This is a genomic window from Oxalobacteraceae sp. CFBP 8761 (genome assembly GCA_014841595.1).
In the GTDB taxonomy this organism is placed as follows: domain Bacteria; phylum Pseudomonadota; class Gammaproteobacteria; order Burkholderiales; family Burkholderiaceae_D; genus Telluria.
The window spans coordinates 248,817-260,410 of record JACYUE010000002.1 but is presented as its reverse complement, the minus strand read 5'-3'; the positions used below and the strand labels follow the sequence as shown (position 1 = coordinate 260,410).

The following is an 11,594-nucleotide window of genomic DNA, read 5'->3' as shown; positions in this document are numbered from 1 at the left end:
GGCGCCTCAGAAAGAAAAATTGGAAAGTACATCCGGCATGCCGCCAGCCACAGCTGCGGCCTCGTCCTCGGCCAGTTTGGCGGCGTTCCAGATTTCGAAGTGGCTGCCCATACCGAGCATCATCACTTCCTTCTCGAGCCCGACTGCAGCGCGCAGCTCGGGGGAGATCAGGATCCGTCCGGCGCTGTCGAGCTCGACATCGACGGCATTGCCAAGGAAAATACGCTGCCACGAACGGGCCGACATCGGCCAGGCAGCGATCTGCTTGCGATGCTCTTCCCACACCGGGCGCGGAAAGAACAACAGGCAGCCCTGTGGGTGCTTGGTCAGCGTGACGCGACCTTCGCACTGAAGTATCAGGGCGTCACGATGCTTGGCTGGAATGGACATCCGCCCTTTTGCATCGAGGTTGATCGCTGACGCGCCCTGGAACACGTAAATGCCTAGCTTGGAGAATTCGGTTGGTCGTTGTTGTCTGGCGCCGGGATCTGGATTTCTTCCCACAAATCGACACTTTTTCACACTGTTTCCCACTTTAGTGGAAGCAATGTTGACGGTCAAGCGAAATCCCAACCGTGCTTTCCTAATTTTGCCAATGAAACCAATGACTTAGGTGTATGTTTGGGGTACTCGACAATTCAAAATATTCCTTTAAATTAGGGACTTAGCCGTTACAGTGAAGGTCGGGCCTCATTCTGCAACCACATATTTACGTTTGTGCAAGCGCAAGGCAAAGAATAAAATTGACGTAAAGTAACAACCGGCGTGCGTTTGAAACCACTGTACGGGCATCCAGCACTCTGATGTAACCCAAGAACTTGCCAATGCGCTATGCTCCGCTTTGCAGCACCGGATAACGACTTTTGGTTTAATGAATCATTCATTTTTCCGGTTAACTATTTTGACTTTGGGAAACTTAAAACGTAACATCAGTAAATATGAAAAATTCACCCGACCTGCAGCCGGCCGCACCGTACAACGCCGCCGACTATTGCTCAACCAAGGAGGCGGCAGCGGTCCTTGGCGTGTCGCACCGCACGGTGCAACTGTGGGTCGAGAGCGGCACGCTGCAGGCGTGGCGCACGGCTGGCGGCCATCGCCGCATCACGCTGGAATCGGTCAACCGCCTGGTCGAAGGGCGTCGTATTGCCATTGCCGCGCACGCGCCGCCACCGGCCGCGCCGGTCGCCTCGGCGTCATCGACGCGCCGCGTACTCGTGGTGGACGATGATCCCCTGATGCTGCGCCTGTACGAACTCGAGATGGCCGGCTGGGGCATGGACCTGAACGTCGTCAAGGCCAACAACGGCTTCGAGGCCCTGATCCGCATCGGCGAAGAGCGGCCCGACCTGCTGGTGAGCGACCTGAACATGCCGGGCATGGACGGGTTCCGCATGATCCGCACGCTGCGCGAAGACAGCGGCAGCGCTGGCATGAGCATGATCGTGGTGAGCGGCCTGGACCGTGCAACGATCAAGGCCATGGGCTTGCCGGCCGATATCCCGGTGTTCCCGAAGCCGGTGCCGTTTGGCGAACTGCGCGCCGCTGTCGAACACGGTCTGGCGCGCGCTTGATCAGCAACTGAACTGCTATGCTCGGCGCACCGACGCGCCTTCGATGCCAGCCCATCCATGACCGCCACCCTGGCCTTCCTGCCGATCCTGCCCCTCCCGTCGACACTGCGGTTCGACCCGGCCGGCGTCATCGGCCCCTACCCACGGCAGGAGCACGGCGATGCCCGCTAATACCATTCTTGTCGTCGATGACCAGGACGAACTGCGCCTGCTGATTTCACTGAGCCTGCAGGCTCTGGGCCGCATCGTCGAAGCGGCCAACGCCGAGCAGGCGCTCGCGAGGTTTGCAGCGGAGCGGCCCGACGTCGTCATGCTCGATATCTGGCTCGGCCCCGGCGAGAGCGGCCTGGACGTCTGCGCGCGCCTGCGGCAGGATCCCGCCAATGCCGGCGTCAAGATCGTGCTGCTGTCGGCCTGCGGCCAGCAAAGCGACGTCGCAGCCGGCATGGCGGCTGGCGCCGATCTGTACATCGTCAAGCCGTTCAGCCCGATCGAACTGGTCGACGCGGTATCGGGATTGCTGGCGAATTTGCCTGAAAACACGCTCTAATATTTCTTTACTGAAACTAATGTTTCTTTTAGAGACTATTCTCTAATTCGCTGTAAAACCGCAAAATCGACAACTGTGTTTACCTTTATCGCAATTTTCAGGCGTCCAGTGCGCGACTTGCGCGACACATCCGGTCGAACCGGCAAATAAATACCGCCAAACCCGAAATACCGCTACATTCCCTGCTTGCACTGTCCCGCACTGCGTTCGCGCACGCCACTGCCAAAGTGGCTATGATGGTCTTCATCGATCATCTACCGGCTATTTGCCCCGAACACAAAGCATGTCGCGCTCCCTCCGTTTCCTTGCTGCTCTGCTGGCCACCGCCACCCTGACCTTGCCGGTCGGTGCGGATGCACGCGTGGTGTCGGCAAGCTTCGAAGCGCGCCTGACGATCGTGGCCACCTGTTCGATCAATGCCGGCGCCGCCGTGCAGGTGCAGTGTGCCAGCCCGGCCACACCGTATCTTCTGGACGTCCCGGCGGCGCCATCGCTGCGCAGCGCCGGCCCGGACGCCGCCCGCGTCACCGTCTACTTCTGATGCACTGACAATCGAGCAAGGTCAGAGCCAGGTCATTGCCAAGTCATTGCCTGGCCTGCCCTGTCGGCCTGCGCGCCTCTCCGGTATCATGCAGGGATGAATTCCATTCCTTTTATGCCGTTCGTCATCGGGGTCGCCGGTGGCAGCGGCAGTGGCAAGTCCACGGTCTCCCAGCAGGTACTGGCGTCGTTCGGTGCCGACATGGTCTCGATCGTGATGCAGGACGATTACTACCGCGACCAGTCCGACCTGCCCCCTGAAGTGCGCCGCAAGCAGAACTACGATCATCCGCACGCGTTCGACTGGCCGTTGCTGATCCAGCACGTCCAGGCGCTGCGCAATGGCGAGGCGATCGCAATGCCCGAGTACGATTTCACGATCGACAACCGCTCGGACAAGACCATTCCCGTCAAGCCGGCACCCGTGATCGTCGTCGAAGGGCTGTTCGCGCTGTACGACGCCGATCTGCGCGACATGATGTCGCTGAAGATCTTTGTCGATACGGCGTCCGACGTGCGCTTCATCCGCCGCATGCAGCGCGATATTGCCGAACGCGGCCGTTCATTGGAGAGCATCGTCAGCCAGTACCTGGACACGGTGCGGCCGATGCACAAGCAGTTCATCGAACCCACCAAGCGCAATGCCGACGTGATCCTGCCCCATGGCGCAAACGGCCCGGCGGTCGACATGATCACCACCAAGGTCGCGAGCATCATCGGCCGGTCGAAGCGGCCCTGAATACCGCACGGCGCGCGGCGCGCACGGGCAATTCAGGCGCGCATGTGCTTTTCAACGGCGGCCTGCAGCGCGGATCTGAACCCGGCCAGGTCGCCCGACTTGTGGACATAATCGACGGCGCCAAGCGTGCGGGCACGCTCGCGGTCGGCGTCGAGATCCGAGTTGGTCAGGATGATCAACGGCACCTCGTGCTGTAACTGGTAGCCCCGCATCAGGATCATCGTTTCGAACCCATCCATCCGGGGCATCTTCAGGTCCATCAGGATGAGGTCGAAATGACGTTGCTTCATCAGGACCAGCGCATCCCAACCGTCGCGCGCGACATCGACATCGAATCTGCCTTCGAATTTTTCCAGCGCCTGCAATGTAAATTCAGCGTCAAACGGAAGGTCTTCGACCACCAGGATGACTTTTTTGGCAGCATTGTCTGTCTTGGTCATTGCACAGTCTGGCTTCCGGTAAATCGCTTTGGAGGGGTCCTGCTGGTTGTTGGCATCATCAATACAGTATAGACGAGCAACCAGCGTGGCGTTGCGGCATGTCCGGCCGATGTCCCGACAATGTGAGGCAATCGTTCAGCCCCACGCTGCCGGCCGCTGCTACGGACCGGCGACCAGGCGATTGCGCCCGCCCATCTTCGCCTGGTACAACAGGCGGTCAGCGGCTTCGATGGCGGCCAGCGGCCCCGCGCACGTGCCATCGGCCTGGTTGCAGGTATGGACCCCGAGACTGATGGAAACGTGGCCGTAGGCACTCCCCTCGTGCGCCAGGCCGAGCGCCTGCACGGCGCAGCGGATGTTCTCGGCCACCGCGCGGGCGCCGTCGTTGTCGGTATCCGGCAGGATGATCGCGAACTCTTCGCCGCCATAGCGCGCCGTCAGGTCGGTCGGGCGCCGCGGCCCTGACGCGATCGCCTCGGCAACCCGGCGCAGGCACGCGTCGCCGGCGACGTGGCCATAGCGGTCATTGAATTTCTTGAAATGGTCGACATCGAGCAGGATCAGCGAAAACGGCAGCCCGCTGCGCCGCCCGCGCTCGTATTCCAGGGCCAGCACTTCATCGAAGCGGCGCCGGTTGGCCAGCCCGGTCAGGGCGTCGACGTCGGCCAGGTGGCGCAGCGATACATTGTGCAGTTCGAGCGCACTGCGCGCCGCGCGCAATTCGGACTCCAGCGCCTCGCGCAGGCGCAACTGGCTGATCATGCGGTGCCCGCCCCAGCCGAGCATGCACACGGCGAACACGACGACGCAGCTCATCTTGATCACCGCCATCCACCAGCCGTCCAGGATTTCGTCCTTCGCCTGGGCGGTCGCCACCAGCAGCGGAAAGCCGTCCAGGTGGCGGTAGCTGTACAGGCGCTCGACGCCATCGATTCTGGACCTCATCATCCCGGTGCCGACCGGCCCCGATTTGGCATAGGTCTGGAACACGGGGCCGTTGCTGATGCTCGTCCCCACCATCGCGGCATTGAACGGGCGGCGGTACAGCAAGGTGCCGTCGTCGATGGCCAGGATGATCGTACCGGTGCGGCCGACATCGAAACTGTCGTAGAACTTGCCGAAGAAATCGAGATTGAGCGAGGCCATCGCGACGCCGCCGAAACTGCCATCAGGGCGATTGATCCGGCGCGACACGGGAATGGTCTGGATGCCCGTGGAACGGCTGAAGATCGGCTTGCCGATGCGCGTGCCCAGGTCAGTATGGGTCATGTGATACCGAAAATACTCGCGGTCCAGGATGTTGCCCGGCAATACCGATGGCAGCGAGGTCGCCAGGCGCTTGCCCTCGGCGTCGTAGATGAACACCTCCCGCACCTCTTCGCTGGTGCGGGTGATGCGCGCCATCCGCGCATGCAGGCGCGCGAGGTCGAGCGGCGTGGTCGCTGACAGCTCGACCCGTTCGACCATCTCCGCCAGGACCGAGTCGGCGACCGTCAGCGAGCGCTCGGCGTGGGACGCCAGGGCACGCGCCATGTTCTCGGTACTGATCGCCGTCTGGTCCAGTTCGCCCTGGCGCGATGCCCACAAGCTCCACGCATGCAGGCCGATCAGCAACAGGCAAAAGCCTGCCATCAAAATGATCGAGCGCACGACCAGCGGTCTGCGCCGCTCGTCGAGGCGTTGCAGGCGAAGCACATCTGGATTGGCGGTGGGTGGCATGGGCAGGTGCAGTACGGCAAGTGAGATTATTTCCCGACAGCTTAATAGTTATCGGGAGGAATGTATTGCCGAGAAGAACGTAAACTCGTGCTCTGTTCATGGCTTAAGACGCATGCAATAACGACGAGCATGGGCTTGACAGCGCTGGTCGCAAATGCGCAACACGATGGAAACAAGCGCCGTGTGCCACCCGAAAGTCAGGATACAAAGTGATAGAATGTTTCTCAGATGAAATTAAAATGACAATCGTTGGATTATTGGATAGCCTGGATGCCCCATAGAATCAATCAGGACCTGCTGAGGTGGCGCGTACGCGCGTTCGCCACGCTGATGTCGGCCGTGCTGGTACTGGCACTGGTCGTTGCCGTGCCAAACGCGCTGGTCGCCGCCTATCAGGGTTACCCGCAGGTCGCCTTGATGGACACCCTCGCACTGGTATGGATCCTGGCGATCTGGCGTCTCGACCGCCTGCCGCACACGACCAGGGTGATCAGCTTCCTTGCCATGATGTTTTTCGTCGGCGTCGGTTCGATCGTGATGGTCGGCGCGGTCGGCCTTTGCTACCTTCTTGCCACACCCGTCATCGCCGTGATTCTGCTGGGCCAGCGCGCTGCGTATGTGACGATCGCGGCCGGCGCGCTCTCGATGGTGGGACTTGGCATGGCCGGCCACAGCGAACTCACCATCGGCAACTTCGCGCGTGACTCGGCCGTGGGCATGCTGATTTTCACCCTGAACTATGTGTGCGTCGGCACGCTGGGGACGCTGACCGCAGGCAGCGTGCTCAAAGGCTTGTCACGCTCGCTGAACAAGGCTGACGCCGTGTCCGAATCGCTCGAGCAGGAACGCATCGCACTGCGCCGTGTAAACCAGGAATGGCGCCTGACCTCGGCGGCACTCGCGGGCCTGCACGACATGGTGCTGATCGTCCAGGCGATTCCCGGGACAACCTCGCATCAACCGATCATCTTCGCGAACGCCGCGTTCGAGCGCCACAGCGGATATCGCATCGACGAAATCATGGGGCAAAGCCTGCATGCCCTGCACGGACCGGAAACCTGCACCGACACCGTCGCCGCCCTGTCGGATGCAATGGCGCGCTACGAACCGGCGTCGGCGCAACTGATCAATTACACGAAAGCAGGCGAACCCCGCTGGGTGGAAGTCGATATCGTGCCGTTCGCCGGCGAAGGCGGACCGATCACGCACTGGGTGGCCGTCGGCCGCGACATCACCGAAAAGCGCCAGTCCGCCGAATCGATCCGCAAGCTGGCGTTCTACGACGTGCTGACCGAATTGCCGAACCGGCGACTGCTGATGGAGCGCCTCAGTACCCTGGTCGACAAGGCGCAGCGTGGCGACGGCATCGGGGCCGTGCTGTACCTCGACCTCGACAACTTCAAAAGCGTCAACGATGCCCGCGGCCATGCGACCGGGGACGCCCTGCTGAAACACGTGGCCGGCATCCTGCGCGAGACCGTCCACCGGCGCGATACCGTGGCGCGCCTCGGCGGCGACGAATTCGTCGTGCTGGCCGAGCACCTGGGCGACGACGCCGCCGCTGCCACCGCTGCTGCAGTCGCGTTGGCCGAGCGCGTCGGCACCGCCCTGCGCCGGCCCATCGAGATCGATGGCCAGGTTTACCAGTCGTCAGGGAGCGTGGGCATTTCGCTGCCCACCCGGCCCGAGCAGACCGCCCAGGACCTGCTGCGCGAAGCCGATACGGCGATGTACCATGCCAAGGCTGCGGGGCGCAATGGCGCCGCCCTGTTCGAGACGACCATGCTGGCCGCCGCCGAAAATACGCTGATGCTCGAACGCGACCTGGGCAATGCCCTCGACAACGACGAGTTCGCGCTGCACCTGCAGTTGCAGGTCAGCCCCGATGGCCAACCGATCGGTGCGGAATCGCTGTTGCGCTGGCGCCGTGCCGACGGCGTACTGGTGCCACCCGACATATTCATTCCGATCGCCGAAAAAACCGGCTTGATCGTACCGCTGGGAACCTGGGTGCTGCGGCAGGCATGCCTGTCCTGGCTGCACCTGTCCCGCGCCGGCCACGCGCTGCCGCTGTCGATCAACGTCAGCCCGCGCCAGTTCCAGCAAGCCGACTTCGTCGACGTGGTGCGCTCGATTCTTGCCGAAACGGGCGTGCCCGCCACCCAGCTGATCTTCGAACTGACGGAGGGCCTGCTGGTCGAGAACATGGAGGCAACCGTCGCCCGGATGCATGTGCTGGCCGGGCTGGGCATCCGGTTCTCGATCGACGACTTCGGCACTGGCTACTCGAGCCTGGCCTACCTGCAGAAAATGCCGTTGTACGAACTGAAGATCGACAAGGGCTTCATGCGCGACATGCCGCACGACGTGAATGGCACGGCACTGGTCAAGTCCATCCTCGCCATGGCCGGCCAGCTTGGCCTGCGCGTCGTCGCCGAAGGCATCGAAACCCGCGAGCAGGCGCAGTTTCTCGCATCGCACGGCAAACCCTGCATGCAGGGCTTCCTGTTCTCCCGCCCGATGCCGCTGGGCGAACTGATCAGCCAACTCGAAGCCGCCCTCCCGTCACACCATCAGAACATCAGCAACACCGTCACCGTGTCGCGGTAGTCGCCCGGCGTCGGGGCGCGCTGGCTTGGCACGATCCCGTGCATCATGACGTTCTGCGCGCTGCCGGTGCCGGTGCCGCTGTAGACCGTGGTGCCGGCCTGCCCGTCGCCCCAGGCCTGGCCGTCGGGCGTGGCCGAGATGCGGTAGGTCAGCGTTTCCCCGGTCACGCTGTTCTTCATGGTGCGCGCACCCGGATTGTTCGACACGCCGCCGTTCAGCGCGATCTGGTACGTGCTGTTGGCCGTGCAGGCCACGCTCAGCGGCGCGCTGATGCGCTGGTCGGTGATCGGGCTGCCGCTGGCAAAGGCCAGGTTGCTGGTGCTGATCAGGCAATTATTGACTGCCGTGGCGCGCGCCTGGAACGAGAATGCCGCGCTGGCCCCGCCCGTGCACGGCACGCTGCCAAAGCCGTACTGCACGGTGCCGTGGCCAGCGAAGCTGGCGCCATAGAGCGTATCGGCATTGCCGACCGTGGCCACGCCCACCAGGCTCGCCGCAGCAATCTTGCCGTACACGGTGAAGCTTTGCGTCACCCCGCCCAGGCCCAGCAAACCCACCAGCGTTCCGTTGATCGGCCTGGCGCCAATGGTGCTGGCGGTACTGCCCCAGATCTTGGCCGCCGTGTACGAGCTGTCGGTGTAGAGGTTGAAGGCCAGGCGGTTGCTGCCGTTGAGCAGGTAGCGCGGGGCGCCGGTGCTGCCGCCCGGGCCCACGCCCAGGTTGACGCACACGTTCGCCGCCGGCAGCAGCAGCGGATTGGTCCCGATGGTCCAGTAGCAGGTGACGGTCAGCGTGCCGCTGGCCGTGACGTCGCTGCCCGCAATGGGGCTGACGACACCGAAGTCGACATCGGTCATCGTGGCCACGCAGTTGTCGGCGCGCGCCGCGGTGGCGGCCAGCAACCACAGCGTGACGGTCATCAGGATCAGGCGGCAGATTGCGGTCATTTGGTCATTCTCCTTGCAGGGGCTGGCAAACCAGCGGTCCGATCACGGGCAGTTCGCCCGCCACCGGCTTGTAGTCGAAACGCACTTCGCACACCGCCTTGCCGCTGCCGACGCGCACGCGGTTCTGCGCGCGCAGCCCTTCGATGAACAGCACGCCATCGTACCCGACCATCGCCGTCAGTTCGCTGCCATCCAGGCGCGCAAGCGTGCCGACGTCGGGCACCGTGCCATCGGCGCGCACCAGCGTGAGCGTTGCGGCCGCATAGCGTTCGATCGCAAAGCGCGCCACCACGCCGGCATTCTGACGCGGCACGATCTCGAGCACCGTGTGCGGGATGCGGGTATCGGATGGCAGCGACGACGGGTCGATCGCGATCCGGCTGGCGGCGTATGGTTGCAGGTCGGGCACCAGGAGGCGCCCGTTGCGGTCGGTGCGGCCGATCGGACGATTGTCCTGCAGCACCGGCAGATCGGGCGCGCCGCTCGAGACGAGCGCGAAACCGCGCCCGACATTGCGCGCCGTGATCAGGGCGCCATCCATCGCGACGATGGCGCCGCTGACATCCAGGCTCGTGTTGCGGCTCTCGCCCACGCGCTGCGTCGATACGATCGCGCGGCCGTGCGCGCCCAGGTATTGCACCTGGGCCTGGTCGTAGCGCTGCGCCCCGGTCTTGCCTGCCTGGACGGCCCAGCCGAGGCCACCGTCGAAGTCCGGCGCGCGCCCCATCGACACCGACGCCACCTGCTCACCGCGCTGGCGCCCCGCATTGGCATTGACCGCCACGCGCGAATCGAAGGCCATGCTGAAGGTAGCCGTGATGCCCCGTTCGGCACGCCGCTCGAGATCCTGGAACGCGCCCAGGCTGAAGTAGCCGCGCAGGCCGACGCTGCGCGACCAAGCCAGCGACACGGTGCGCGTTACCAGGGCCGGGCTCGCGGACAAGGCTGGGACCGGCGCGGCCAGCCTGTTCAGCGGGTTGCCGAACGGATCGAGCACCGGCGCGACGCCCGCCACCAGTGGCGTGCGCAGCTGAATCAGGTTCATGCTGAAGCTGTTGCCGCCGAACGCGGTGCTGATGCTGGCCCGGTCGAGCGCGCGCGGCACCGGCGTGCCTTCGAGCGTGCCCAGGTCGCCGAAGCCGGCGCTCGCGCGGATCGATTGCAGGTCGAGCGCGAAGCGTGGCGACACATACTGGTACCCAAGCGTGGCTTGCCAGCCCCGGTAACGGCCGGCACTGGCCGCCAGTGCGCCACTGGCCACGCCGGCGCCCGGCACGCGCGCGAGCACGCCGCCGCCCAGCAGCACTTGGCCACTGCCCGCTTCGGCATGTCCTTCCAGCGTCAGGCGGTCGGTCCAGCCATGGCGTATCGAACCCACCGCCGCCGGACCGCCGTAACGGAACGATGCCACGCCATAATCGCGCCGCAGCGCGCCAAGGGAGACGGCAAAATCGGTCAGGCCGCGCGCCAGCAGGCGCGTGTCGACGTACAGCGGCAGCGTGGTGGCCACTTCGCGTCCCAGCGCATCGCGCGTGATGACGGTGGCCTGGCCGGCGCCGTTCAGGCCCGCCACCTGGTCGACCACGAACGGGCCGGTGGGCACGCTGGTGCTGAACTGGCGCACGTTGTTCACGAACAGGTCCACGCTCGTGGGGACGACTGCCGAACCGGCAATCGAGGCCACCGGATAGGTCACCAGGTCCGGGCGCAGCTCGAAGTTGCGGCGCCACTCGATGCCGCCCAGGCGCAGCGCGCGCGACCAGCTCAGCGCCGGGGTGACGGTGTCGCCCAGTTGCACGGTGGTCAAGCGGTCCTGGTTGGCGTAAGTCCAGGTGGTGTCGTAACGCGTGTAGCCGCGTTCTTCGCCGCGCAGGATGGCCGCGCCGGTGCTGGTCAAGCTGCCGTGCGGGTCGAAATAACGCAGGTCGAGATTGCTGGCCACCGAGCCGCCGCTGCTCTGGGCGAACACGTTGTAGTTCAGCAGCATGCCGCGGCTGGCCTGGCCGGCGCCGCTGGCGCGCACCGTGCGCGCGCTGATCACGCGCGCGACGCGCAGGCGATCCGACAGGGTCAGCGCCAGCGTCTGGGCGGCGCCGTCGTAGCGCCAGGTCATGCCGTCGATCTCGTCGAGCAGAAAATCCGTGCGGTCGGCCACGCCGAAGCGCGCCGGGTCCAGGCCCAGTTCGCGCAGGCTCTCGACCGTCATGCGCAGGCTGGCGTCCTGCTGGATCACGGAGACGAGCAGACCCGTGGGCTGACCATCGATCGAGACGTCCAGATACAGTTCGGTGGGTTGGGCGGCAACCAGGCCGGCCTGCGCCTCGAGCGCGGCCAGCGACGCCGACGCCGGCGCAGCGGCAACCATGGCGGCCGCTGCCGCGATGGGGGTGACGCTCAAGGCCAGCAGGCAGGTGGACAGGGACGACGACCTCAGGGCCCGCCACGCCCGGTGGCGCGTGTGCATGGCGGCCCCGG

The 11,594-nt window shown here is 64.5% G+C and carries 10 protein-coding genes; 5 read left to right on the top strand and 5 right to left on the bottom strand.

Annotated elements, in window-relative coordinates; genetic code table 11:
* Window positions 1-6 precede the first annotated feature (6 nt).
* Window positions 7-435 carry a division/cell wall cluster transcriptional repressor MraZ gene (gene mraZ / locus IFU00_13610; protein MBD8543316.1) on the bottom strand — a complete coding sequence of 143 codons (429 nt, stop codon included), beginning with the start codon at window positions 433-435 and terminating at the stop codon, window positions 7-9.
* A 503-nt stretch (window positions 436-938) separates the two neighbouring features.
* Between mraZ and IFU00_13605 the strand changes: the two genes are divergently transcribed.
* From IFU00_13605 to udk, 4 genes are all read left to right on the top strand, one after another.
* The gene (locus tag IFU00_13605; protein ID MBD8543315.1) at window positions 939-1,574 is read left to right on the top strand and encodes a response regulator; all 636 of its coding nucleotides are present in this window, start codon (window positions 939-941) and stop codon (window positions 1,572-1,574) included.
* Window positions 1,575-1,734: 160 nt separating this feature from the next.
* Complete coding sequence (locus IFU00_13600; GenBank protein ID MBD8543314.1) at window positions 1,735-2,124, top strand: response regulator; 390 nt, start codon at window positions 1,735-1,737, stop codon at window positions 2,122-2,124.
* Window positions 2,125-2,407: 283 nt separating this feature from the next.
* Window positions 2,408-2,665 carry a hypothetical protein gene (locus tag IFU00_13595; GenBank protein MBD8543313.1) on the top strand — a complete coding sequence of 86 codons (258 nt, stop codon included), beginning with the start codon at window positions 2,408-2,410 and terminating at the stop codon, window positions 2,663-2,665.
* Window positions 2,666-2,761: 96 nt separating this feature from the next.
* Window positions 2,762-3,403 (top strand): uridine kinase, encoded by a 642-nt coding sequence (gene udk / locus IFU00_13590; protein MBD8543312.1) that lies wholly within the window; start codon window positions 2,762-2,764, stop codon window positions 3,401-3,403.
* A gap of 32 nt (window positions 3,404-3,435) precedes the next feature.
* On the opposite strand, the gene IFU00_13585 is transcribed toward udk, so the two are convergent.
* Together IFU00_13585 and IFU00_13580 are read right to left on the bottom strand one after the other, a co-directional pair.
* Window positions 3,436-3,843, bottom strand: coding sequence for a response regulator (locus IFU00_13585; GenBank protein MBD8543311.1), 408 nt, complete (start codon window positions 3,841-3,843; stop codon window positions 3,436-3,438).
* 159 nt (window positions 3,844-4,002) lie between these two features.
* Entirely contained in the window at window positions 4,003-5,562 is a 1,560-nt protein-coding gene (locus IFU00_13580; protein MBD8543310.1) for a diguanylate cyclase, read from the bottom strand.
* Between the two features lie 270 nt (window positions 5,563-5,832).
* Here IFU00_13580 and IFU00_13575 point away from each other — a divergent pair, with 270 nt between their 5' ends.
* Window positions 5,833-8,172 carry an EAL domain-containing protein gene (locus tag IFU00_13575; GenBank protein ID MBD8543309.1) on the top strand — a complete coding sequence of 780 codons (2,340 nt, stop codon included), beginning with the start codon at window positions 5,833-5,835 and terminating at the stop codon, window positions 8,170-8,172.
* On the opposite strand, the gene IFU00_13570 is transcribed toward IFU00_13575, so the two are convergent.
* Together IFU00_13570 and IFU00_13565 are read right to left on the bottom strand one after the other, a co-directional pair.
* Window positions 8,136-9,119: a spore coat U domain-containing protein gene (locus tag IFU00_13570; GenBank protein MBD8543308.1), complete on the bottom strand. Its 984-nt coding sequence runs from the start codon at window positions 9,117-9,119 to the stop codon at window positions 8,136-8,138. The genes IFU00_13575 and IFU00_13570 overlap by 37 nt on opposite strands.
* Window positions 9,120-9,123: 4 nt before the next feature.
* Window positions 9,124-11,583, bottom strand: a complete 2,460-nt coding sequence (locus tag IFU00_13565) for a fimbrial biogenesis outer membrane usher protein (GenBank protein MBD8543307.1) — start codon at window positions 11,581-11,583, stop codon at window positions 9,124-9,126.
* Between the last annotated feature and the right edge of the window lie 11 nt (window positions 11,584-11,594).